Origin of the sequence: Rhodococcus sp. KBS0724, assembly GCF_005938745.2 — a bacterium.
In the GTDB taxonomy this organism is placed as follows: domain Bacteria; phylum Actinomycetota; class Actinomycetes; order Mycobacteriales; family Mycobacteriaceae; genus Rhodococcus_F.
This window is the reverse complement of the sequence record NZ_VCBX02000001.1, coordinates 1,155,202-1,179,582: the sequence shown is the minus strand read 5'-3', so window position 1 is coordinate 1,179,582 and position 24,381 is coordinate 1,155,202. Positions and strand designations below refer to the sequence as shown.

Below are 24,381 nucleotides of genomic sequence, written 5' to 3'. Positions count from 1 at the left end.
GATGCACAGGAGCTGTCATGACCGATATCCTTCCGACCACACACGCGGCTGCCGCACCGCCGACCGGACCCGGCCACGGAGACCTCGTCGAGGCCGCAGGCCACCCTGTCGGTAGCGGGTTGATCAAACCCGATTACGACCCGCGGTTGACCAACGAGGATCTGGCACCGCTACGCAAGCAGACCTGGACGTCGTACAACATCTTTGCGTTCTGGATGTCCGACGTGCACAGCGTCGGTGGATATGTCACGGCCGGAAGCCTTTTCGCGTTGGGATTGGCCAGCTGGCAAGTGCTGGTCGCGCTACTGGTCGGCATCACCATCGTGTACTTCTTCTGCAATCTCGTTGCCAAACCCAGCCAGGCAACGGGTGTGCCGTATCCGGTGATCTGTCGCAGTGTGTTCGGCGTTCTCGGAGCGAATATCCCGGCGATCATCCGCGGTCTGATTGCTGTGGCCTGGTACGGAATTCAAACGTTCCTCGCTTCGGCGGCGCTCGACGTCGTGCTCATCAAGCTCTTCCCCTCCCTCGCGCCGTACGCCGTGGTCGAGGACTACGGATTTGCCGGTCTCTCCGCTTTGGGCTGGGGCAGTTTCATGCTCCTCTGGGTCCTTCAGGCGTGCGTGTTCTGGCGAGGCATGGAGTCGATCCGCAAGTTCATCGACTTCTGCGGCCCGGCCGTGTACGTCGTGATGTTCATGCTGTGTGGCTACCTCATCTACAAAGCCGGTTGGAGCGCAATCGATCTGACGCTCGGCGACGTCAAGTACGACGGCTTCGACGCAGTGCCGGTCATGCTCGGCGCTGTCGCCCTCGTGGTCTCGTACTTCTCCGGCCCGATGCTCAACTTCGGCGACTTCTCCCGTTACGGAAAGTCTTTCGCAGCAGTCAAGAGGGGCAATTTCCTCGGCCTACCGGTCAACTTCCTGGTCTTCTCCGTCCTGGTTGTCGTCACTGCCTCGCTGACACTTCCGGTCTACGGCGAGCTGATCACCGATCCCGTTGCCACGGTAGCCCGTATCGACAGCACGTTTGCGATCGTCCTCGGCGCGCTGACCTTCACGATCGCGACCATCGGCATCAACATCGTCGCCAACTTCATCTCACCGGCATTCGACTTCTCCAACGTCAGTCCACAGAAGATCAGCTGGCGAGCCGGCGGCATGATCGCCGCAATCGGATCCATCCTCATCACCCCGTGGAACTTGTACAACAACCCCGACGTCATCCACTACACGCTGGAAACTCTGGGAGCGTTCATCGGACCCTTGTTCGGCATCCTGATCGCCGACTACTACCTCGTGCGCAAGCAGAAGGTGATCGTGGACGAACTGTTCAGCATGTCGCCCACCGGAACCTACTGGTACAGCAAGGGCTACAACCCGGCCGCCGTCATCGCGACCGTGGTGGGCGCCGTCGTCGCCATGGCGCCGGTGCTCGGCAAAGACCTGACCGGGATGTACACGGCGGCACAGTACAGCTGGTTCATCGGCTGCGGACTCGGATTTGCCGTCTACTACCTACTGGCCACCCGCACGTCGCTCGCGGTCAAGAACGTACCTGCCCCCGAACCCGCCGAGGTCGGCTGACCATCATGAAGATCAAGGTGATCAACCCCAACACCACGTGGGCGATGACCGCCAAGATCGAGGAATGTGCCCGGGCCGTTGCAGGCCCGGGCACGTTCGTCGACGCGGTCAGCCCCGCAACCGGTCCGGCGTCCATCGAAAGCCACTACGACGAAGCACTCAGCGTTCCAGGGATTCTCACCGAAATCGCAGCCGGTGAGATGGCCGGCGTCGACGGTTACGTCATTGCCTGCTTCGGAGATCCCGGATTGGACGCCGCTCGCGAATTGGCTACCGGCCCGGTTGTCGCGATCGCCGAAGCGGCGATGCACTACGCCAGCTTTCTGGGCCGCGGGTTCTCCGTCGTGACCACGCTCGGTAGAACCCGTGGTCGCGCAGCCGATTTGGTCGAACGTTACGGCATGGCTCGACATTGTCTCGGAGTCCACTCGTGCGAGATCCCGGTACTCGACCTGGATCAGAATCCGGATTCCCGAAAGGTAATCCTGGAAGCCTGTTTCGACGCCCTGGATCGGGACGGTTCGGATGCGATAGTGCTGGGCTGCGCGGGAATGGCAGATCTGTGCCGCTCCCTGTCCGACGAACTCGGGGTGCCAGTAGTCGACGGTGTCGCAGCCGCCACCACGATGGTCCAGTCCCTCGTTACTCTCGGCCTGTCGACCAGCCAGCGGAACGAATTTGCACGCCCGATACCGAAGTCCTACACGGGCATACTGGCGCCGTACGAACTCTAGCTACGCGGGATGCACGGCTTTCCAGTGTTCGGCAATATCGATCCGGCGTGTGATCCACACCTTCTCGTGTGACTGCACGTGGTCGAGGAAACGTTCGAGGGCCGCGGCGCGGGCGGGGCGACCGACTATGCGGCAGTGCAGCCCGACCGAGAGCATTTTCGGCGCCCCGGCGGCGCCCTCGGCGTACAGAACGTCGAAGGCGTCACGCAGATGCGCGAAGAACTGATCCCCGCTGGGAAAACCTGCCGGAGAAGCGAATCGCATGTCATTGGTGTCGAGGGTGTACGGCACGACCAGATGCTTCACCGACTCGTCTCCGCGGGGCACATCGACCCAGTATGGCAGGTCGTCGGCGTACGAATCGGAGTCGTAGGCAAATCCGCCGTGCTCGACAACCAACTCGCGGGTGTTCGGTGAATCTCGTCCCGTGTACCACCCGAGCGGGGCTGATCCCGTCAAGTCCCGCAGGATCTCGACGGCTTCGGCCATATCTGCGCGTTCACGCTCGATGTCCGCCGACTGATACGACAACCATCGCAGTCCGTGACACGCGATCTCGTGCCCCAGTTCACCAAAAGCGCTGACCGCCTCAGGGTTACGTTGCATGGCACGCGCCACCGCAAAGATCGTGAGTGGGAGCTCCCGTCGCTCGAAGATGCCGAGAACTCGCCACAATCCGGCCCGAGATCCGTACTCGTACAGCGATTCCATACTCATGTGACGGTTCGGAAACGCCTCCGCCGGAGTCATTTCCGACAGAAACGTCTCCGAGACGTCGTCACCGTCGAGGACGTTACGCTCACCGCCCTCTTCGTAGTTGAGCACGAACTGGACCGCAATCCGCGCGTCGCCGGGCCAATGCGGGTGGGGCGGATTCTTGCCGTACCCCACCATGTCACGCGGATAGTTGTTCATGGCAACAACTTTACAGCTATTGACCCTCGAGCACAGCCCGAGCCGCGGGCGTCAGAGTTCCGAAAATACGCAACCGCGCGAGTCCGCCGTCCGGGAAGACGTCCAAGCGCACATCGGTAACCGGGACGTCGCTGTCGATCAGGAAGCGATGACGTGTATCCGGGCGGAACGTGGTGCGCGGCAACAGTTCGATCCAGTCGCCGCGGGACGTGCGTCCGGTCAGTGCACCGGCGCCGGGAGCGTTGCCCAGGAAGTACGACGTATCGATCTCGACAAAACTCAACGAGCCTTCTCCCGCGAGTTGCACCTGTACCCAATCGTTTCCGTCGTCGCGGCGGCGCGCGGTCTCCCAGCCGTCACCCATCGACGCTGCCCTACCGGGAAACAGAATGTTCTGCGGCGAACTGTAGAACATGTTGGAACAGTCCGTGACTCGTCCACCGTTCTCGAGCGCCGCAAGGTCGAGCGGCCCGGCATCGAGGAAGCGCGGATCCGGACGCGCTTCACCGTGCACGCGGAATCGTGCTACCCCACCATCCGGGTAAATGGTGAGCTTGACGTGAGTCCAACGCTGATCCGAGCTCACGTCGAACGGATTCTCCGAGTCACCGGAGACTGCGGAACGCTCGACAATCGTCTGCCACTCGGCCGAGTCCGCCAACTCTGCCGGATCCGGATACCCGTCGACGCTGATCGCTTCCACCGAAATCTCGGGCGGGTAATTGCCCTTGAACCAGGCAGTATCCACCACGACGCCGTGAACGACGCCCGGAACACCGAGTCGAACAATCGCCTCGTCATGGCCGGCGACTCGACGTCGACGGGTTTCCCAACCGTCGTAGACCTGCCCTTTGTGGCCGAATGTCGCGGGCTGATATCCGGCCTTTCCCGGTCGGATCAGCGCTTCGCGCTCAGCGAAGGCTTCGTCATTGGCCCAGATCACAGCGCCGCCAAGCGTCCGCAACGCCAGATCTGGATAAGCGGTGAAATCAGTGATAGTCATAGATTCAGTTCACTCCTGTGTTGACAGTGGTACGTCCCACCAAGCTTCGTAGCGAGGCTGTGTCGGCAGAGGGCGCGAGAGCAAGAACGCCGGCCTCGGCAAAGGCTCCCGCGTCCAACCCGCGCAGGACAACGGCGGCCAAGGCCTGCGCTGTTGCCGGCTCGTCCATCACGCTCCCACCCTGGCGATCGAGGTAGGCCTGAATTCGCGGCGCCGCGGCAGTCAAAGCGCTGCGGTAGAAGTTCGTCGTCGCGAGCCATCGCGTCACCAGGTGCCCCGGGTGCATGTCCCAACCCTGGTAGTAGCCTCGCTCCAGCGATCGCATGACAAGTCGGTGGTGCCGAGTGATGGCGTCGTGAATCATCTCCGGCGTTCCCACCGGGGCAATCTGGGTGGAACCGTCACACACCCACACTCCGGTCTGCGCGGCAGCGGCGAGCATCACTGCTTTGGCATGATCGGCAACGGGGTGTTCGAGAGATTGAAAACGTGACGCAATTCCGCAAGCCGCACTGTAATCGTAAGTACCGTAGTGCAACCCGGTCAGCCGACCTTCGCTGCGATGAATGGCCGGCGCGACCGCAATGGTTCCGTCCGCGGCGATCACGGCCTGCGGGCTTTCGATCTGCAGCTCGAACCGCAGTGATCCCGTTGCCAACCCGTGAGCCTTCTCCAGCTCCTCGCACAACAGAACGGTCGCGGTAACCTGCTCTACCGCACGAAGTTTGGGAACGGTGAAGACGAACCCCGCCGGCACTCCCCCGGCTGCGTCCAGAACTAGTTCGAGAGTGCGAATGGATCGCCGACGCTCACTCGCCGGCATCCCTTTGAACCTGATGCCACACCAACTCGGGCCGTGTGGATCCTGACCGATCGCTGCCAGGGTCCGACCCGCGTTCCGCGCTGCGGCATCTTCTTCCTGGTCCTCGCGTCGCCCGTACCCGTCTTCGAAATCGATGCGCAAGTCCTGGACAGGTTTGTCACCCAACAGAACACGAACATCATCGAGTGCATTCTCGGTGTCGAGATCGGCAAAAACATCAACGTGGGCATCAAGTAGTTCGATTGCCTGTTCACCCCACAACCGCGGAGTGTCGACGCCGGCGTCGGCAGCGCTGACGTACACGGTGTGCACCGGCTGAATCTCGTCGCGGGTGCCGGGGTACTGGCTTTCGAGTCTCGAATCGACGGGGTCGAGCAACTGTGCCAATCTGTCGTGAACAGTTGCGGGAAGGTGAGCCTCGGTCATCGACCAATAGTCGCAGACCTTCGGTTAGCTCGCAGTTTCGTTCAGGTTACGGCGGCACTCAGACGCGTAACACGAACGGCCGAACGTGCTGGTCAGCACTGTGCGGTGTTCGACGTCACAAGCTCGATTCCCGATTGTCCATGCCTTATCTGCCGCGGATGGCTCGAATACCCGGCCAGAGCGCTACCGTCGAAGATGTGTCTCGATCTCCGCTCCCCGTCCGCGACGGCCTCAACCCCAGCCGCATCCGTCAACCCGACGCGGGAACGTGGGAAACCACGCTCGACTATCTGCTCGAGCGGTTCCCCCAGGACGCTGTGCGCCTGCGGGAGAAAGTTGCCGCCCGCGAGGTCGTCGACGAGAAGGGCATCGGAATCGACGAGAACACAGCGTTTGCTCCTCGCCGCTTCATCTATCTGTACCGCGACCCGCCTGTCGAGACACGAGTTCCGTTCGAGATCGACATCCTGCACCGTGACGACAACATCCTCGTGGTCGACAAGCCCCATTTTCTGGCCAGCACCCCGCGCGGACGCTACATCGCGGAATCCGCTCTGGTTCGTCTTCGCCGAGACCTCGACCTCCCTGAACTCAGCCCGGCGCATCGACTCGACCGCGTCACTGCCGGACTGCTCTTGTTCACCGTGCACCAGCAGGCCAGGCGCGGCTACCAGACGATGTTCGCCGATCGCCTCGTTTCCAAGGAATACGAGGCAATCGCCCGCTACGACGCCGACGTCGTGACGCCCGCCGTCGTACGAAGCCGGATCGTCAAGGAACGCGGAGTCCTGAAAGCCCGCGAGATCGACGGCGACGCCAATAGCGAATCCCGCATCGAACTGATCGAGACGCACGGCGAGTTCGCGCGCTATCGGCTGATCCCGCATACCGGAAAGACACACCAACTTCGCCTGCACATGGCGTCGGTGGGACTTCCCATTCACGGCGACAACTTCTACCCCGATTTTTACGACGTTGCTGCAGAAGACTATTCGAACCCACTCCGCTTGCTGTCGCGAGTGCTCGAGTTCGACGACCCCGTCAGCGGCGAAACCCGCCGATTCGAAAGCTGCATGAGGCTCGCCTGGCCCACCTGAGAGCGCTCACCCTTCCCCTGCGCCGCAGTTACCGGAAGGATGGACCCGGAAGGATGGACGCAGACACACCGCACCGCACTAGGAGATCAGATGAGCAAGACCGATGCAGTACCCGGAGCCGTCCAGGAAGTCGAGCGCAAGTACGAAGCACCTGCAGAGCAGGAAGTTCCGGCGCTGAACAACCTACCCGGGGTAGCCGGTGCACCGGTCCACGATTCGATTCAACTCTCCGCAACCTACTTCGACACCGCCGATTACCGGTTGCTCGCCGAGAAGATCACGCTGCGCAAACGTGAGGGCGGCGACGACGCCGGCTGGCACATGAAACTCCCCGGCACCGGTGATGCCCGAACTGAAATCCAACTGCCATTCGACGACGAAACGGCCGTACCCGACGCGTTGTCAACGCTGGTCCGAGCGATCATTCGTGGTAACGACCTGGTGCCCGTCGCCCTGATCATCACCGACCGCGAACGCACCAGGCTCAACGACGCCGACGGCACGCTCCTCGCCGAGGTTGTTTCCGACACCGTAATTGCCTGCAAGGCAGACGGATCCGGAGAGTCCACGTGGCAAGAAGTCGAGGTCGAGCAAGGGGCGGGTGGGCAACCACTGGCAGATGCCATCGAAACACTGCTGTTCGACGCCGGCCTCGAGCGGTCGGAAAGCCCGTCCAAACTCAAACGTGCGCTTGGCACCTCCGTCACGCCGTACTCCGCGCCCGAATCCACCAGCACGAAGTCACCAACTCCTCGCATACTGCTGCGCAACTACCTGATCGAGCAGATCCGCGCACTCATCGACGCGGATCTCGGAACCCGCAGGCGCAGCGAGGAAGCCGTTCACGACTTTCGCGTCGCCGCACGCCGGATTCGCAGCGCACTGCAGTCGTACGCGGGACAGTCGCCACGGACGGACGCACTTATCGACGACCTTCGGTGGTTGGGCGGCAAGTTCGGTGATGCTCGCGACGTCGAGGTGCAGTGGCAGCGACTCGTCGACCGCCTCAGCGAAATCGACATGCCCGAACAAGAGGCAGTGCGGGCCCGGATCGACGAATACTTCTCTGCGCGAGCAGAAACCGCCGAGGGAGTTGCACTCGACACACTGAACTCCGAGCGCTACCTGACACTGCTCGATCATCTCGACGCGTACGTCGTCGATCTGGAATTCGACGCCGTCGGTCGGCGCGCCGACAAGAAGATCTCGTCCAAGGAATTGGCCAACACCTTGCGGCATCTCTCGCACAAGGTCGGCAAACGAGTCGACAGAGTCGCCAAGGCGACGTCACGCGCGGACCGCGACGAGAGAATCCATCGAGCGCGCAAGGGCGCCAAGCGAATGAAGTACGCCATCGAAGTGATGAAACCGTCGAACAAACATCGCGCCAAACGAGCGCTCAAGCATTTCAACCACTTCCAGGATGTACTCGGCGAGCACCAGGATTCCGTGGTCGCCGGTCACCACCTTCTGGAAATGGCGTCGGAGCACGAACACACGTCACTCACCAGTTTCAGCCTGGGAATGGTGTACCGACGCGAACTCGACATCGCAGACGAGCAAGCCGCCTTGCTCGAGAAGACATGGAAGGAAGCAGCAAAATCATCAGCAACGCTGTGGCGATGAGACATCATCGGAACAGCTGACGAATCTCCAACCGCGTGAGGGAGTAAGCATGGACACACTTGCCGGACATCAGGACATCATTGTCGGCGTCGACGGTTCCGAAGCATCGGTCGGTGCCGCGACATGGGCCGCCGCCGTTGCTCAGGTGGTCAATGCACGGCTGATCCTGGCGCATGCACTGCCGCAGGAGGGTCCGATCTACAGTCCCGCCGCTGTGATGTTGCAGTCGCAGTTCCTCAATCAGATCCGCGAGGACGGCGAAGCGATCATCGCCGCGGCGACCACCGCAGTGGCAGAGAAATTCCCTTCCCTCGACATCGAGTCCAATATCGCTCCAGGTCCGCCGACGACACATATCCTCGAATCGGCCGCCACTGCTCGGTTGATCGTCATGGGTTCCACCGGAGCCGGTGCACTGCGCTCGCGTCTGCTCGGATCCACCGCCCTCAAAGTCGCCAACCATGCAACGTCTCCGGTCACCGTCTGGCGAGGTACCGCCGAGCACCCGGGGCCCGATCAGCGACCTGTCGTCGTCGGAATCGACGGAAGTCCGTTGAGCAAGAAGGCCGTCGAGCATGCTTTCTGGTTTGCCGACGAATTCGAGGCACCCCTCATCGCGGTGCACACCTGGCAAGGTGCGTCGACTTTCCGTGAAGGTGGCGCCGGGATACTCATCGACTGGGAAGCTGTCGAACAAGAAGAGTCCGCATTGTTGGCCGAAAACCTTGCGGGCATGTCCGAGCAGTATCCCGACGTGCCGGTCACTCGCATCAGCGAACCCGGCGCGGCCGCCCCGGTCATGCTGAAATACGCCGACGACGCCCAACTTCTGGTCGTCGGCAGCCACGGCCGAAGCGCTATGGCCGGCGCAGTGATGGGATCGACGAGCCAGAACCTGCTGCACCATGCTCCGTGCCCGGTGATGATCGCTCGCGCCTGACTTGCTGTGCGCCTTTGTCAACCGCCCGCGGTTAACAAAGGCGCACAGTTCAATCGAGCCCGGTACCCACCAACTGGCCGACGCCGTACGTCACGGCCATCGCCAAGGCGCCGCCGAGAACCACACGCAAGATCGCTCGCGTCTTGCGGGCGCCGCCCAGCGTTGCGCTGATCGTGCCGGTCAACGCCAGCGCGACAAGAACCGCGAAGAACGCTATGGGAACCCGGGTTCCCGTTGACGGCAGGAGAATTGCGATCAACGGGATGGCCGCCCCGATGGTGAAGGACACTGCCGAGGAGATCGCCGCGTGCCACGGGTTCGTCAGATCGTTCGGGTCGATCTTCAGCTCGACTTCGACGTGCGCCGCGAATGCATCGTGTTCGGTGAGTTCCTCGGCCACCTTCGTGGCGGTCTCGGTGCTCAGACCCTTTGCCTCGTAGTTCGAAACAAGTTCCGCGAACTCCTGCTCGGGCATTTCCTGCAGTTCTTGCTTCTCCTTCTTCAGCAGCGCACGCTCGGTATCGCGTTGCGCACTGACCGAGACGTACTCACCGAGCGCCATGGACACCGCTCCGGCGACCAACCCCGCGAATCCCGCGGTGAAGATCGCGGAACGTTCGGTTGTCGCGGCGGCAACACCGATCACCAATCCCGCTGTGGACACGATGCCGTCGTTCGCTCCCAGAACGCCGGCGCGAAGCCAGTTCAATCGGTTGTTGAGACTGGGGATCTGGGGTTCGGACCCGTCACTCGGTACTTCTCCGGCGACCTGCACGCTATCGGACATATCACTGAGATTAGGGTTCCGGCCCCGTCTGCGATAGCAATCTGAGCCTGCCCTACCAAGCCCAACCAAGCACTTGCTAGGTTGCAGTTGCTAGGTTGATTGTGAGGGCCACAACAACCGCACAACCCGGGAGAAAACCATGAATGCAGTGCGCACCGTTTTGATCAGCGGCGGAACCGGCGGTATCGGCTCTGCCATCGCCCGCACACTCGCCGCACGCGGACACGACGTCGCCTTCACCTACCGAAGCAACGCGGATGCCGCGGAAGAATTGAGTGCAGAAATTCGCGCGTTCGGAGTCCGCGCGCATTCCTATCCGATGGATCTCGATGGCGAATCCTCTATCACCGCCGCGGTCCAGTCCGCGATCGACGATCTCGGGTCATTGACAACTCTTGTGCACGCAGCGGGACCACATGTTCCGATGACCCACCTGTCGCGAGTTTCCCCAAGCGCGTTTGCCGAACAGCTGAATCAGGAAGCCGCAGCGTTCTTTACCCTGGTACACGCAGCACTACCGGCGCTACGCGCATCGTCGGGATCCGTCGTGGCAGTCACCACCGCGGCCACTGACCGCTTCCCCGTCCGCGACGGACTTTCTGCCGGTACCAAAGGTGCTGTGGAACAACTGGTCCGCGGCTTTGCCGCCGAGGAAGGGCGCTACGGCGTGCGCTTCAACGCCGTCGGCCCCGGCATGCTCACCGATGGCATGGCCGAAAGACTTATCGCATCAGCCGATCTCGATCCGGCCGCTCTCGACATCACCATGAGCCGAATCCCGCTGAAGAAATTCGGATCTGCAACCGACATCGCCGAAGCTGTACATTTCCTCGCGAGCGATGCCGCCGGCTTCATCAGCGGTCAGAAACTCAACGTCGACGGCGGATACTCCGTCTGACGCGCTATCCGCCCAACTTACGGAACACCAAGCGCACGGCAAGTTCCAAGTGCGCCATCACCTGATCGCTCGTCATGCGGCCGGCCACCCACGACACGAGAGAAGACATCCAGACGTCGTTGATGACCTTCACAGCATCCATCTGCTGCTCTGAAATCTCCTCGACACCGATCGACTTCGCGAACATCTCCGTCACGACGTCACCCAGCGCGTTGAGTTCCGGGGTCGCCGACGCGTCCGCAAACATGTACGCGCGAACCAGGGCCTCGTAGCGAGGATGATCGGTTTCGAGGATTTCGGTGTTCTTCCTCAACACGAACAGAATTCGATCCGACGGAGTGTCGCCCGGAATCTCGTAGTCGTGGAACCTGTCGCGCAAACCCTCGAACATCCACACCAACGCGACGACCAGCATGTGATTCTTGGACGGAAAGTACCGGTACACCGTCCCGATCGCCACGCCCGCCCGCTCGGCTACCGACCTCATCTGGACCGCGTCGTACCCGCCCTCGGACGCGGATTCCATTGCAGCGTCGACGATCCGATGAAAACGCGCCCGCTGTGACGGCGTCGTACGACGCCCGATCACCGAGCTTCGTTCCACCACAGACTGATCCGGCTTATCGCCACCTGCCATGCCCACAACCTTCTCCGACGCCGATTTCAGTTCCAATGTAGTCGCCTACCGGTGATCACGACGCCTGGCGGGTATCAGGAAGCACGGCGCGGACGGGTACGGCCACCGCGATACTGACGATCGTCGCCACCGTCACCTCTGACCGAACGTCGCCGATCGGGCTGAGCGCGCCGGCGTGGATCCGGCTGCGGTTCCCGCTTCCGTGCCTGCGCAGGGGCCCGTCGACCAGGTTCTCCTCGGCGTTGTTGCGGCTGCTGCGGGCGCTCACGGACCCGGCGCTGCGGCGCCTTCTTCGGTTTCTTGGCGTCGCCGAAACGAGGTTTGCCGAACACGAACGGTACCCAGCCGCGACTGGAGCTTTCGAGTGACGCGACAGCTTCCGGCTCACGGAACGCCGCATGCGCGATCAGCCCGAACATCAACAGTGTCGTGATCATCGACGTGCCGCCGGCCGAAATGAGTGGCAACTGCAAACCGGTGACGGGAATCAGTCCGACCACGTACGCGATGTTGATGAATGCCTGCATCACGATCAGCGTTGTCGCAGTTGCCGTCATGACCTTGAGGAAGGGATCGGTGGATCGTTTGGCGATCCTCAGCCCGACAACGAGGACGGCAGCAAAGAGTGCCACCACGATGAGCGCACCGATCAAGCCGAGTTCCTCGCCGATAACCGCGAAGATGAAGTCGTTGTGCGCCTGCGGAAGATAGCTCCACTTCGCGTCCGACTGCCCGAGTCCACGACCGAAGATGCCGCCGTTTGCCAACGCATACTTTGCCTGAGTGCTCTGGAAATTGAGGCCCTGTGGATCCAGATCCGGATTGAGATAGGCCTTGATCCGATCCGAGCGGTAACCAGCAGTAAGCGCAAGGACAAGGAACGCCACCCCGGAACCCACGGTCAACATGACAAACGTCCGCAACCGGAACAGCCCGAACCACAGCACCGACATGAAGATGATGCCGATCGTGATCGTGGTGCCGAGGTCCTTCTCCAACACGACAAGGATGAGGACGAGAAGCGTCGTGCCCCCGATAACCGGCAGAGCGCGATTGACGTCGAGACGCGCATTGAGGAACGACGCCACCGTCGCTGCCGACCAAATTGCCAGGGCCAGCTTCGCCAGTTCCGATGGCTGGAATGAGATTCCAGCGATGACAAACCAGCTTCGCGCTCCCATTTGTTCCGAGCCGATTCCCGGAATCAGGACCAGCACAAGGAGTATCAGACAGAAGATCAGCAGCCACGGCGAGTATTTGCGCATCACCTCGGTCGGTATTCGCACGACGGCCACGAACAGAACCAGACCGATGGCGGCAAACATGCACTGCGGCCAGAACCGCGCGTAGGACGTACCGGAGAGAACATACGATTCGACGCTCGACGACGAGAGCACCATCAACAGACCGAAAGCCACGATCAGGACGACCAGGCCGACGATCATATGGAAGTCGAACAACGGCCGATTGGTCCACGTCGCGGCGCGGGCACGAAACTTCATCGACTCGCGGCCAGATTTGTCCGAGGTGCTGCGGGACGAGTTAGCTGAATCTCTACTCCCGCGACCTCTGCCTTTGTCGTCGCTCCGATCGGTCACCACTCCAGTATCGTCCCACGACTTCTAACTCAGGAGTAACACCGGCCTCGAGCGTCACACAACGGTCACATCGCTGGGACTATTCGACTCGTACGCGTCGCCGACGGGTGTCGGCGACGGCGGCCACCAGTGAGAGCGCCAACATCGCGACACACACGGCCAATGCAATTCCGAGGGCGCTTCCGTAACTCGTCGACGACCCGAGGACACCGAGATAGAGGCCGGACACAGCCGCCAACGCAATGGTCGCGGACAAACGCTGTGACAGCTGAAGGAACCCCGCCGCAACTCCATTGGCACCCGCCGGTGCGTATTCGAGAGTCAGAACCCGATTGGGCGCGTCGACGAAACCGCTGGCAACACCCGAGAAGACTGCAAGGACGACCAACACCGGAATGAGATGCTCCCGGGGAACCAGATTGACCGACGCGGTATAGCCGAGCACCACAAGAATCTCACCGACAATCGCGAAAGCCACGGCGCTTCTACCGAATCGTGCAACCAGTCGCCAGCCGAAAGCCGAAGTAACCGCCATTGCAAGCGAACTACCGGTCATGATGAAAGCCGCACTCAACGGGGCGAACCCCAAACCTTCGATCAGATACAGGCTGAGCACCGCATTGATCGCGAGGATCGATCCGAACCAGAAGAGCGCAACCGTCGTCCCCAGCCGAAAACCCCGCGAGGCGATCAACGACGGAAGCAGAACAGGCGTTCCACCACCCGCGGCGTACCGACGTTCCCAGAACCAGAAGGCGACTGCCGCACTGACAGCACCGACCAGGGACACCCCCGCGACCACGACACTCGTTCGGGTAACGATGGGCAATAACAGGAGCCCGGTTGCAGCCGCCAGCAGGCAGAGCCCGACGGGATCGATCGAGGCCCCGGACCGGGTAGTGCGATCGCGGCGCAGGAAACGGAACGCCAGAACCAATGTGACGACCGCGAACGGCACGTTGAGAACGAGGAGCAATCGCCACCCGAAGTCCGGGTCGAAGTACTTCAGCAGCAGACCACCCAGGATCGGTCCGGACACCCCCGCAAGACCACCCGCCGTGCTGTACGCACCCAACGCCTTCGCCCGAGACTTCCCGGACACCCGGTCGGTGATGATCCCGAGCACCTGCGAACTGATGGTGCCGGCACCGATCCCCTGCCCGAGTCGAGCAAGGATGATCATCGACGGATCCGACGCACACGCCCCGAGAATTCCCATGACCGCGAAGATGCTCAGCCCGAACAAGAACAATCGCCGACGCCCGACGACGTCACCGAGTCGGCCGGCCGGAACCAGCGCCAACCCGAACGTCAGCGAGTAGCTCGCGAGGATCCACTGCACCTCGGAGGTGGACGCGTCCAGTGACGCCCGGATCGACGGCACTCCGATTCCGAGCACCGCCGAATCGAGGAGGGTGGTGAATCCCGCGGCTACACAGACGGCAATTTCCAGGCGGACGGCCGAATCGAGCGGAGTGGATTCGGGCGCCGCCGTGACCGTGTGGGACAGGACCCGTTACCCCGCAGCTTCAGATGCGGCGCGACGCGTGAGCGGCGGTCGCAAACCGAGGTGCCCACGCAGCGTCGAGGTGGAGTACTCGGTGCGATAGGCCCCGCGCTCCTGCAACTCCGGAATCAGCCAGTCGACGATTTCGTCAAGACCGGTCGGCACCAGGTACGGCGAGATGTTGAATCCGTCCGAAGCTCCGTGACGCACCCAGCGCACCAACTGATCGGCGACCTGACCGGGGGTTCCGGCAAAACCGGATCGCTGCGATGTCTCGATGGCAACCTGACGCAACGACAGGTTCTTCGCCTCGGCGAGAGCCCGCCATTCACGCGCGATCGCGATGGGGTCGTTGCCGTCGCGGGCCGCTCCCCTCGTCTCGGACACCGGCCGAGCAACCGGATCTTCCTCGGGCAGAGGACCGTCCGGATCCCGATCAGATAGGTCCTTACCCCACACCAACCCGACGAGGGACAGTGCTGTTTGTCCGGTGTACTGACCTTCGAGAACCCACCGGACCTTCTCCTCGACCTCGGACTCCTTCTCCGCGAGCACAATCTGGGTACCCGGGAGGATTTTGACATCGTCCTCGGGCCGCCCCGCTGCCCGCAACCTCGCACGGATGTCTTCGGCAAAATCGAGCGCATCATCGAAATGCGTTCCATGACGCGAGAAGATGACGTCGGCATGCGTTGCCGCGAAATCTCGCCCGCTCGGCGAATCGCCGGCCTGGAAGATGACCGGGTGCCCCTGCCTACTCCGGGGAAGCGTCGGCGTCACGGAGATGTCGAATTGCGAAGTCTGCCTGCGCACTTCGCTCACCGCACCCGGCGCCGACCAGTTCTCGGACGCGCGGGAATTCGAGATCGCGCCATCTGCCCACGAATCCCACAGTGCCCGTGCAGTTTCGATGAACTGTCCAGCCCGTTCGTAACGCAGAGAGTGATCGAGGAAACCGCCACGGCGGAAGTTCTCGCCGGTCCACGCGTTGTCGGTGGTCACCGCGTTCCACCCCGCCCGGCCGTCGGAGAGAAGATCGAGGCCGGAGAGTCGGCGCGCGAGATCGGCAGGTTCGTTGTACGTGGTGTTCTGCGTCGCGACCAGCCCGATCTTGTCGGTAATACCGGCCAGGGCGGCCAGTTGCGCTATCGCGTCGGGTCGGCCGGCGACATCGAGATCGAGAATCTTGCCGTTCTGCTCACGAAGGCGCAGGCCCTCACCGAGAAAGAACGCGTCGAACAGCCCGCGCTCGGCGGTGAGAACCAACCGCCGGAAGGTCTCGAAGTCGATTTGAGATCCGCTGGCGGAATCGGACCAGATGGTGGTGTGGTTGACACCTTGGAAGAAGACGCCGAAATGAACATGAGCGTCGGGTCGAGGAACGGCGGAGCGTGATGCAGTCATAGCCGAAATATCCTTAGCGCGAAGTCAAGTCAGGAGGAATGAGCAAATCGATTGACGGGCCGTTCCAGGCCGAGGTTGCCCCTCAGAGTCGAACCCGGGACCGGACGCCGCGTCAGCCCGTCTTTGGACAAGGCCGGCAGGACGAACTTCGCCAGCACCGGAAGGTCCTCGTCGATCACGAGCGGATGGAAGTGAACACCGTCGAGGTACCCGGCCAGTTCCTTCAACTGCGCCGTCGAAGCCACTGGGTCGCTTGCCAGAATCAGGCGGCTGCGTTCCACGGCTTTACCGTGCGAATTCAGTTCGGCCAGTCGCTGCGCCGCAGACAGATTCGGCGTATCGAAGGCCACATCGACTTCGGCGATCACCAATGACGCGCCCTCATCGCGCGCATTCGCCGCTGACCGTGCGATTGCCTCGACCGAATCACCGGAAACAAGAACGACATCCGCCTGACGCGGATCGATCTCGCCGTATCGTCCGAACACCACCAACTGCCCCTGCGGTGGCCGCGGAACGATTGCCGGACCTTTCACCGAAAACGTGTCACCCTCGAAGTTCACGTAGTGCAGACGATCCCGCTCTAGGAACCGACCGCTGGCGTAATCGCGAACGACGGCGTCGTCCTCCCAGGAATCCCAGAGATCGGTCACGACGGTGATCGAATCTCGTTGTTCTTGCCGACGTGCCGATTCAGTCGACACCGGCACCCTCCCCCAGGCCCTGGCCGCGGCCTCGTCCTCGACGGGCACAGGGAGCCAGCCGCCGCGTCCACGCGAGGAATAGTCGAGCGTCGCCAATTGTGAAGACGTGTGGAACGGTTCGGCATACGTGGTGCCCACAACCGGGACCAGCCCGATCGCGCTGGTAGTGGCCGCAACGTACGACGCCCTCGAGACGGCGTCGATACGGCCGACCACGTCACCGGCCGGCGGCACGATGGAATCGTCGAACGTCGCAAACGTGAAGCCCGCATTCTCGGCGGCCGCGACACGGTTACGCAGAGTCTTACCCGTGAGCAGTTGGTCCGGGCGATACGAGCTCCGACGCCAGGCAGCGGGGTGCGTACCCTCGCCGTCCAGTTCGATACCCACGGCAAATACAGTCATGCGTCCTCCATCGGTCCTGGCGGTAGCACCCACACTCGAACAAAGGGGGTTGCTGCGGCGTCGTCGAGCCAGGTCTCTCGGCCACTCTGGATGGTGACTGCAATCTATGTCGACCACGACAGGCAAGTCAAATTCGATCATTCGAATTACCTTGACTAGCAACATATTTCAAAATAATCACGATGATCGAAAGGGTTGCGTGTTCACGCTATCGGGCTGGACACGACAAAACCCCGCCCGACTCACGTCGGACGGGGCTCCCGGGTTGCGCGTAGGGCTACTTAGCGCCCATCCATGCCTGGTCGAACAACATGATGCCCGTTGCGGTCGGAACCACACCGTGCACGTTCTTCTGCCAAGCCCAGAAAGAGGCCAAACCACCGACCGGAGCCGACGGAACCGTTTCGTTCCACAGGGTCTGGATCTTGCTGATCACGGCCAGCGCCGACGCGTTGTCCTTCGTCTGCTGCAGATCAGCGATCAACTGATCCATAGCGGGGTTGGCGTAACCCGCGGTGTTGGACTTCGAGGTGCTGTTGGTGGTCGAGTACAGACCGAGATCGGGAATCGACTCGTACAGACCGATACCGGCGTGAGCGAGGTCGAAATCATTCTTGACGTAGACGTTCTGAACGATGTCGCCGGCATTGTTCGCAAGGATGAGGTTCACCTCGAACCCGACGGCCTGAAGCAGGGACTGCACAGCCAAACCGATCGCATGGTCCTTCGGCTCGCTGAGCACGATGTAGTTGAGCGTGCCGTTGTATCCGTCGGCCTTGGCCTGGCTCAGAAGTTCCTTGGCCTTGGCGGGGTCGTATGCGATCCCGGGGGTGTCGACGTGCCACTGTGACGTCGTGCCGAACAGCTCCGATCCCGGGAGTCCTTCACCGTTTTCGGCGCGCTGGTCGATCAGCTCCGGATCCAGTGCGTAACCAATAGCCTGGCGGACACGAACATCCGAACCCGGACGGCCCGCACGGTTGTTGATGATCTCCGCACTGCCGGCGTTGAGTACGTCGATGTAACCGGGGTAGCCGGCGGACTTGGCGGAGTTGATCGCCGACGTCAGACCACGAATGTAGGCAACGTCCAGCTGACCGCTGTTCAGCGATTCGAGATTGGCCTGCGGGCCGTTGAGTGCAACCATCCGAAGCTGCTCGAGCTTGGGAGCACCACCGTAGTAGGCGGGGTTGGCCTTGAAGATTCGCTCGACGCTCGGGCTGAACACGCCTTCGGTGAACGGTCCGGCACCAACAGCGGTGAACTTGTCACCCTGCTGTGAGCTGGGAGCGACGATCATTCCGTGGCCGAGGGCAAGCATCGACGGAAAACGCATCCACGGGCTGTTCAGATTGAAGACCACGGTAGCGGCATCCGAGGCTTGCATCGAGGCAACCGAGGCCAGCCACAGTTCTGCGCCGTTGCCCTTGCCCGCGTTGTACCGATCGATGCTCGCGATGACGGCGTTGGCGTCGAGTGCGGTTCCGTCGCTGAACTTCACGCCGTCACGCAGCTTCAGGGTCCAGGTCTTGCCGTCGTCGTTGGTGTCGAGGGACTTGGCCAACTTCGGTTCGAACTCTCCGGTCGCCGTGTCGTAGCTCACCAGAACGTCGTACACAGCTGCCAGCGCTTCGCCGCCGGAACCGCCGCGTGCCGCAACCTTTGTCGGGTCCAGGGATGACGCGAGGACCTGCACGCCGTACGTCAGCGTTCCGCCTGCGACCGGAGTGCCGGCATCGCCTTGTTCATTGATCATCCCGGTGACGATCGACGCCGATCCGGTATCACCGTCGGCAGTGCTGTTGCCGTCGTCATTGCTTGCGCACCCGGCAAGCAGAACGCCGGCTCCGATCAATGCAACTGCGGTACGGCTGAATTTCCCGATACGTCGGGATCTCGAGTGCGACACGAAGATTCCACCTCACTTCCAGTAGACGCGGCCAGGGATCGGCCGCAACCAGCTAATAGTGAAGTTCCAGGCGGAGTGACGCACAGCACGTTCCCGGTGACCGGACATTCACCTGAACGGACGGATCCAGGCACTCGAGCCTGACCCTTACCGAGGCCGGTCAAGCCCCAATTCAGTGGTGAGCAAACTCATAATTTTTGTGCAACAAGTATTGCAGAACGCCCTATATGCAGCTAGCGTTGCCGACGACATTCCCGTCGATTGGAGGAATTTTGACCGAATTGCCCGTTACACGTGCGGTCTCGAATGAGGACGATTTGCTGCTCCGCCTCGATCGACTCAAGCCCGGACGCCCTCATCGCAAGCTGATGTTGATGGGTGGACTCGGCTACACTTTCGATTCGTTCGACGGCGCGCTCATGACTTATGCGCTTTCAGCACTGATCGTGGTTTGGCACATCCCGAAAAGCACAGCGGGGTGGCTGCTGTCGTCGATTTTCGTCGGCTACCTGATAGGCGCTCTGTTAGCCGGTGTCTTGGCGGACCGCTTCGGCCGTCGGCGAATGATGCTCACCGCGCTCCTGGTGTTCTGTTTTTGCAGTCTCTTGATAGGGACATCGACGACGGTTCCCGAACTGTTTGTCTGGCGGATACTCGCCGGCATCGGACTCGGTGCGGAGGCCACCTTGATCGCGCCGTATATCTCCGAGTTTCTGCCGGCACGAGTCCGTGGCCGATTCGTCGCCCGCACCATCAGTTTCCTTGCGCTCGGCTACATCTTGGCAGGAATATTGGCGCCTGTGGTGATCGCACCCCACCCCGAAACCGGTTGGCGGATCGCGGCAGTGATCGCAGCACTCCCCGTAGTCTTGCTTCTCTGGTGGCGGCGCAGCATGCCCGAGTCACCCCGATACCTCCTCTCACGTGGGCGGATCGCCGAAGCCACCGCGATCATCGAGGATTTCGAACGAAAATGTGAGGTCGATCCCGAGGCTCTCACTGAAACCGCGCAGACCCAGACGAGTGCACCAACGCGGTCCAACGCCAGTGCCGGGGGCATGTTTGCGCCGTTGACGAAGTTGTGGGCCGGGCCAATGGCACGCACGACACTGATGTTGTGGCTGTTGTGGTTCGCGCTGACGGGCGCCCACTACGGATTCTCCACCTGGCTGCCAACGCTGCTTGTGACGGACAAAGGATTCACAATCACCAAGTCGTTCCTGTTCACCTTGGTGGTCGGGATCGCGCAGATCCCCGGCTACTACGTCGCGCAATTGCTCATCGATCGACTGGAACGCAAATGGTTGATCGCCGGTTATGTGTTAGGTGCAACCGGCTCTGCCCTGCTGGTGGCGTTGTCCGATAGTGAAGCGATGCTGCTTGTAGGTGCAGCACTGCTCGCCGCATTCCTGAACGGAGTGGCTGCCGTCTACTACACCTACACCGCCGAGCTCTACCCGACCTCGATCCGCGTGACAGGCATGGGCGCGGCGTCCGCGGTTGGCCGGATAGGTGCCATCGGCACACCAATCGTGATCGGTTACCTGTCCGCGGCTGGGGTTAGTTTTGCGCAGATCTTCCTCGGCCTCGTTGCATTACTGGCCACCGCGATCGCTGTTGTGGTGGTTTTGGGACAGAAAACGTCGGGCCGCGCCCTGTCCTGAGACGGCGAAGATTCTGTGCACGTCGCCGATTTTTCAATGCGGTCGATCGATACCTCACCAGGATTCGAAGTGTCGAGCTTCCCGGCAGTTCGCACTGTTCTGTCACCACAACTCGCTGGCTATTGCGGGCAGACCGATGAGGGCGTCCCTTGATAGTGCTCAGTGCTCGATGTGGACAGACGTGGCCGAGTAGGTACGTTCACCGAAAGGGGCTGAACCACAAGTTTTTACACCAGAGTTGGACCGCACCACGGGTCGGCGTGGTGCACTGGCACGACTCACTCGATTGTTATTTCCGTATTCTCGAAAGTCGGGGTTCGGCGAATGATCAACGGAAGATCGTCGCACGGAAATAGTCACTGAACTGCAAAAAGGCTCCAACATCATGCTCTCTGACATGAAGTTGGAGCCTTTTCTCAATGATCATGGTGGCCAGGGCCGGGATCGAACCGGCGACCTTCCGTTTTTCGGATGGACCACCATCGCTGGCAACCCTGTTCCCTCAAGACGAGTAGGTCGCAAAAATGTCGACCTGGACGCGTCGGACGCACCATGCCAGATCCCATGGCCCGTTCCTCCCCCACGCGGCATTCCAGGAGCCAAATACAATTCCCCACATTCATTGCCCGACAAGGAATATCAGCACACAGTTCCGGGAGAATGGGGCGCCCCCGGAAAAGGTCAGGTCGACTCTGATACTACTACGGCCTTGAAAAAGTTTTTGTCACAACAGAATTGACCGTCACCGACTTCATTCGAACTCGTCGCATCATCCCTCACTGGTCTCGATGCACTGCTCACCGGCCAGTCAAGCGCGGTACACAGGCGGATGGTCAGGCTCGCTACCGGCGGGCGCGTTCGCATCACAGCTTGCGCGGGCGCTTGCTGCTTGGCAATGATCCACTCAGCCGATTGCGGCGAAATCTCGATAGCCGCAGCCGCCAGTCCCGCACCGTTCGATGGACCCATTCGGCGCTGAAGATGTGTATCGATCATGCTCTTGAATCTGGCCAAGTTGCCAAAAATCAGGCGGCCTCCACGCGATCTCCACCCCTACCGTGCACCACCCATGGATACTTGACCACACCTCAGATTCACACGCTGGTTGAGGCCTGCGGCCCCCAAGGTGACGTGGTGCTCCCGGCTTGGCAGTAGGCCACGCGGTGAGCCAGCGATTTGTTCGCCCCGCGGTGCACGACTCGGGCGCAAAACTGGGTCCGGGCGGCGAGATGGCGACAGCAAGTGACCCGCCTAGGCCAAGACACGCGAATCCACGATCTACGGCATACCTGCGCGAGTCTGGCCCCGACCCGAAATAACTGTGGCAGCAAACACATATGCCGATTTGTACGACTACGATCTTGATCGGGTTGCCGCCGCGCTTGACACACTGACCGATCGGTACACGGCGGCCAACAATCCAAAATGGAAGAGCGATCGATGTCGACAGACAGCCATTGAACCGAAACGAAAAAAGCCCCCACCAGTGGTGAGGACTTTCCAATTTGATGGTGGCCAGGGCCGGGATCGAACCGGCGACCTTCCGCTTTTCAGGCGGACGCTCGTACCAACTGAGCTACCTGGCCGGACGGCACCCGAACCGAATGCCTATCGCATTGCGTTGTTCTCAATCCGGAGACTGAGAACAACGCTTTGCGACCCTGACGGGACTCGAACCCGCGACCTCCGCCGTGACAGGGCGGCGCGCTAACCAACTGCGCCACAGGGCCTTGCTTTTTTCCTTGCTGTGAAACCGTACTACATCTTCTCGCTGCTCCCAAACCACTGTCCTAGCTGGGCATTTCTGCAACTCAAAGCGTGTCGTGCGGGTCAAACCATACTGCATCGTTTCGCTTTCGCAAAACGTACCCCCTACGGGATTCGAACCCGCGCTACCGCCTTGAAAGGGCGGCGTCCTAGGCCGCTAGACGAAGGGGGCGCGCCGGATCACTCCGAGCAGTGCTCCCTGCGTCGTTCCTTGGGAGCTTGGATAGCTTAGGACACAGCACCGGAAAAACTCAAATCGCCAGGTCAGCGAGCAAAAATGGCACTATTCCCGCACGTAGGACTCAACAGCCGTCCATCCCTCACGATGAAAATTCTCGAGCCAATCCTGACTCGCCATCGCTTCGAGCAGGACTTCGAGCGATTCCTCGAACCAGAGCGCGAGGTCGCCACTCTGTGCCGTCAGATCTGCCATGTACCGCTGTCCCGCCAGGCCTGACGCTAGGACTCGCGTGAACTTCTCAGGCTCGACGCCCTCGCGCAACAAACCTTCAGCCTTCGCGCGCGTCGCCAACTCGAATGCCGAGCGCCCCCACACCTGACCTGCACCCGACTTCACGTCGGCGTAGAACTCCGGTTCGATGATCAGCCTGAATTCCGCCTGCACGACCACATTGGTTCGAAACAGTGTCGCGATGTCGAGCACAAGACCATGAAGAAGCTGGAACGGATCAAGGTCCGTCCGTTTCGACCATTGATCGGTGATGTCCGTGAACATCTCCATCGCGCCGGTCAAGATCGCTCTTGCCAACTCTTCTTTCGATTGAAAATGAAAGTACATGGCGCCCTTGGTTGCACGGGAGCCTTCAAGGATCGTGTTCACCGACGCTGCCGCGTAACCGCGCTTGGCGAACTCAATTGCAGCCGCTTCGACCAGGGCGGCGCGGGTACGCCGCGCACGCTCTTGTTGACGTGCCATATGCGGTGTTATGCCTCTCGCCGAGTCGATATCCGAAAGGTGCCGCCTGCGACACCCACAATCCCCCGGAAGCTCACAATATCCCCTCCGGATTCGCCGCGTAAGACTTAACGCAACACCCACCAAAAGTACTAGTTGTGTCATTCGATCAAATGACACCGAAAAAGCAAGCACACTTCAGAACACACCGGGTGGTATCGTTCTGGCCGCTCGGGTGCGGCACAGGGGGTGCGCATCCGAGCTTCTTCTTTTTCGAGCCGGTGCAGCACCACCCACGACACCGAGACCTCGCCATCGAGCCCTGAAGATTAAACAACCACAGATACTATTTGTTCACAATACGTGCAAGAAAATCAGACACTTCCCAATCAACTACACAGTTAGGCTGTCTAATATTAAAGCAGCCGAGGAGCCGTAATGACCCAGGACGAGATCGACGCACTAGCGGAAGACCTCGGCGTGTTTGCACGACGTCTACATAACGAACGGGTTGGGCCCCACCTCGGCGCCACTGCCGTCCATGCCCTCGGACATCTCGACCGCCACGGACCCATGACGGCCAAATCCCTCGCGCGACTCGAGCGTGTCACGCCACAATCGATCGCCAAAACGGTTGCAACACTCGAAGCTGGGGGTCTGGTAAGCCGGCGATCCGATCCATCCGACGGTCGGGCACACCTCATCGATCTGACCGACGCCGGCGCGTCCGCACTCCACAACGATCGCCGCGTGAGGAACAGATGGTTCACCGAAGCCGTCCACGCGGAGTGCACAGACGCCGAACGTGACCTCCTCCTGATCGCCGGCCGAATCCTGCGCCGGGTCGGAAATTCGAATAATCCACCCCCCTAGTCGTCCGGCGAACGCCCCTAACACTCAAATATCTTCTGTTGCATAAATACTCACCTCATTTCCCCTTCGCAACCACCGACCCTTGCGTGCATCGCACCCTCGGATGCCTGGGCGACGGACACCGATCCGGCGGCGTTATCGAGATCCTGGAATCACCCC

General features: G+C 61.3%; 19 protein-coding genes, 4 tRNA genes and 1 riboswitch. Of the genes, 8 read left to right on the top strand and 15 right to left on the bottom strand.

Annotation, left to right across the window (positions count from 1 at the left end):
* The first annotated feature begins 17 nt into the window (after positions 1-17).
* Both FFI94_RS05455 and FFI94_RS05450 read left to right on the top strand, forming a co-directional pair.
* On the top strand, positions 18-1,589 hold the full coding sequence (locus FFI94_RS05455) for an NCS1 family nucleobase:cation symporter-1 (RefSeq protein WP_138872091.1): 1,572 nt from the start codon (positions 18-20) through the stop codon (positions 1,587-1,589).
* Between the two features lie 5 nt (positions 1,590-1,594).
* Complete coding sequence (locus FFI94_RS05450; protein WP_138872090.1) at positions 1,595-2,323, top strand: aspartate/glutamate racemase family protein; 729 nt, start codon at positions 1,595-1,597, stop codon at positions 2,321-2,323.
* Here the strand turns inward: FFI94_RS05450 and puuE are convergent, their stop codons facing one another.
* The 3 genes from puuE to FFI94_RS05435 are packed head-to-tail and all read right to left on the bottom strand — an operon-like array spanning position 2,324 to position 5,490.
* A complete protein-coding gene (gene puuE / locus FFI94_RS05445) occupies positions 2,324-3,238 on the bottom strand; it encodes an allantoinase PuuE (RefSeq protein ID WP_138872089.1) in 915 nt (304 codons plus the stop codon).
* Between the two features lie 16 nt (positions 3,239-3,254).
* On the bottom strand, positions 3,255-4,241 hold the full coding sequence (gene alc, locus FFI94_RS05440) for an allantoicase (protein WP_138872088.1): 987 nt from the start codon (positions 4,239-4,241) through the stop codon (positions 3,255-3,257).
* Between the two features lie 4 nt (positions 4,242-4,245).
* Positions 4,246-5,490, bottom strand: coding sequence for a DUF6986 family protein (locus FFI94_RS05435; RefSeq protein WP_138872087.1), 1,245 nt, complete (start codon positions 5,488-5,490; stop codon positions 4,246-4,248).
* Between the two features lie 197 nt (positions 5,491-5,687).
* On the opposite strand from FFI94_RS05435, the gene FFI94_RS05430 reads away from it, so the two are divergent.
* The 3 genes from FFI94_RS05430 (at position 5,688) to FFI94_RS05420 (ending at position 9,153) form a co-directional block, all read left to right on the top strand.
* Positions 5,688-6,587: a pseudouridine synthase gene (locus FFI94_RS05430; RefSeq protein ID WP_138873609.1), complete on the top strand. Its 900-nt coding sequence runs from the start codon at positions 5,688-5,690 to the stop codon at positions 6,585-6,587.
* A gap of 90 nt (positions 6,588-6,677) precedes the next feature.
* Complete coding sequence (locus FFI94_RS05425; protein ID WP_138872086.1) at positions 6,678-8,213, top strand: CYTH and CHAD domain-containing protein; 1,536 nt, start codon at positions 6,678-6,680, stop codon at positions 8,211-8,213.
* A gap of 49 nt (positions 8,214-8,262) precedes the next feature.
* Positions 8,263-9,153, top strand: coding sequence for a universal stress protein (locus FFI94_RS05420; protein ID WP_138872085.1), 891 nt, complete (start codon positions 8,263-8,265; stop codon positions 9,151-9,153).
* Positions 9,154-9,202: 49 nt separating this feature from the next.
* Here the strand turns inward: FFI94_RS05420 and FFI94_RS05415 are convergent, their stop codons facing one another.
* Positions 9,203-9,940, bottom strand: a complete 738-nt coding sequence (locus FFI94_RS05415; protein WP_138872084.1) for a VIT family protein — start codon at positions 9,938-9,940, stop codon at positions 9,203-9,205.
* 139 nt (positions 9,941-10,079) lie between these two features.
* Between FFI94_RS05415 and FFI94_RS05410 the strand changes: the two genes are divergently transcribed.
* Complete coding sequence (locus tag FFI94_RS05410; RefSeq protein WP_138872083.1) at positions 10,080-10,838, top strand: SDR family NAD(P)-dependent oxidoreductase; 759 nt, start codon at positions 10,080-10,082, stop codon at positions 10,836-10,838.
* Positions 10,839-10,842: 4 nt separating this feature from the next.
* Here FFI94_RS05410 and FFI94_RS05405 read toward each other — a convergent pair whose 3' ends face one another.
* The 6 genes from FFI94_RS05405 to FFI94_RS05380 all read right to left on the bottom strand — a co-directional run bounded on the left by FFI94_RS05405 (position 10,843) and on the right by FFI94_RS05380 (position 19,002).
* Entirely contained in the window at positions 10,843-11,475 is a 633-nt protein-coding gene (locus FFI94_RS05405) for a TetR family transcriptional regulator (protein ID WP_185993129.1), read from the bottom strand.
* A gap of 74 nt (positions 11,476-11,549) precedes the next feature.
* Complete coding sequence (ftsW, locus tag FFI94_RS05400; RefSeq protein WP_138873607.1) at positions 11,550-12,977, bottom strand: putative lipid II flippase FtsW; 1,428 nt, start codon at positions 12,975-12,977, stop codon at positions 11,550-11,552.
* A 175-nt stretch (positions 12,978-13,152) separates the two neighbouring features.
* Positions 13,153-14,520 (bottom strand): MFS transporter, encoded by a 1,368-nt coding sequence (locus tag FFI94_RS05395; protein WP_185993384.1) that lies wholly within the window; start codon positions 14,518-14,520, stop codon positions 13,153-13,155.
* Between the two features lie 69 nt (positions 14,521-14,589).
* Positions 14,590-15,984 carry an NtaA/DmoA family FMN-dependent monooxygenase gene (locus FFI94_RS05390; protein ID WP_138872081.1) on the bottom strand — a complete coding sequence of 465 codons (1,395 nt, stop codon included), beginning with the start codon at positions 15,982-15,984 and terminating at the stop codon, positions 14,590-14,592.
* A gap of 29 nt (positions 15,985-16,013) precedes the next feature.
* A complete protein-coding gene (locus tag FFI94_RS05385; RefSeq protein WP_138872080.1) occupies positions 16,014-17,093 on the bottom strand; it encodes an LLM class flavin-dependent oxidoreductase in 1,080 nt (359 codons plus the stop codon).
* Between the two features lie 4 nt (positions 17,094-17,097).
* A riboswitch (SAM riboswitch) is annotated at positions 17,098-17,190 on the bottom strand.
* Between the two features lie 180 nt (positions 17,191-17,370).
* A complete protein-coding gene (locus tag FFI94_RS05380; RefSeq protein WP_138872079.1) occupies positions 17,371-19,002 on the bottom strand; it encodes an ABC transporter substrate-binding protein in 1,632 nt (543 codons plus the stop codon).
* 272 nt (positions 19,003-19,274) lie between these two features.
* Between FFI94_RS05380 and FFI94_RS05375 the strand changes: the two genes are divergently transcribed.
* Positions 19,275-20,666: an MFS transporter gene (locus tag FFI94_RS05375; protein ID WP_185993127.1), complete on the top strand. Its 1,392-nt coding sequence runs from the start codon at positions 19,275-19,277 to the stop codon at positions 20,664-20,666.
* A 426-nt stretch (positions 20,667-21,092) separates the two neighbouring features.
* Here FFI94_RS05375 and FFI94_RS33555 read toward each other — a convergent pair.
* From FFI94_RS33555 to FFI94_RS05355, 5 genes are all read right to left on the bottom strand, one after another.
* Positions 21,093-21,162: transfer RNA gene (locus FFI94_RS33555), tRNA-Phe, on the bottom strand.
* Between the two features lie 1,013 nt (positions 21,163-22,175).
* Positions 22,176-22,252: transfer RNA gene (locus tag FFI94_RS05370), tRNA-Phe, on the bottom strand.
* Positions 22,253-22,322: 70 nt separating this feature from the next.
* Positions 22,323-22,396, bottom strand: a tRNA-Asp gene (locus tag FFI94_RS05365).
* A 136-nt stretch (positions 22,397-22,532) separates the two neighbouring features.
* Positions 22,533-22,605, bottom strand: a tRNA-Glu gene (locus tag FFI94_RS05360).
* A gap of 111 nt (positions 22,606-22,716) precedes the next feature.
* Positions 22,717-23,370: a TetR/AcrR family transcriptional regulator gene (locus FFI94_RS05355; RefSeq protein WP_138872076.1), complete on the bottom strand. Its 654-nt coding sequence runs from the start codon at positions 23,368-23,370 to the stop codon at positions 22,717-22,719.
* Positions 23,371-23,787: 417 nt separating this feature from the next.
* Here FFI94_RS05355 and FFI94_RS05350 point away from each other — a divergent pair, with 417 nt between their 5' ends.
* Positions 23,788-24,222 (top strand): MarR family winged helix-turn-helix transcriptional regulator, encoded by a 435-nt coding sequence (locus FFI94_RS05350; protein WP_138872075.1) that lies wholly within the window; start codon positions 23,788-23,790, stop codon positions 24,220-24,222.
* Positions 24,223-24,381 lie beyond the last annotated feature (159 nt).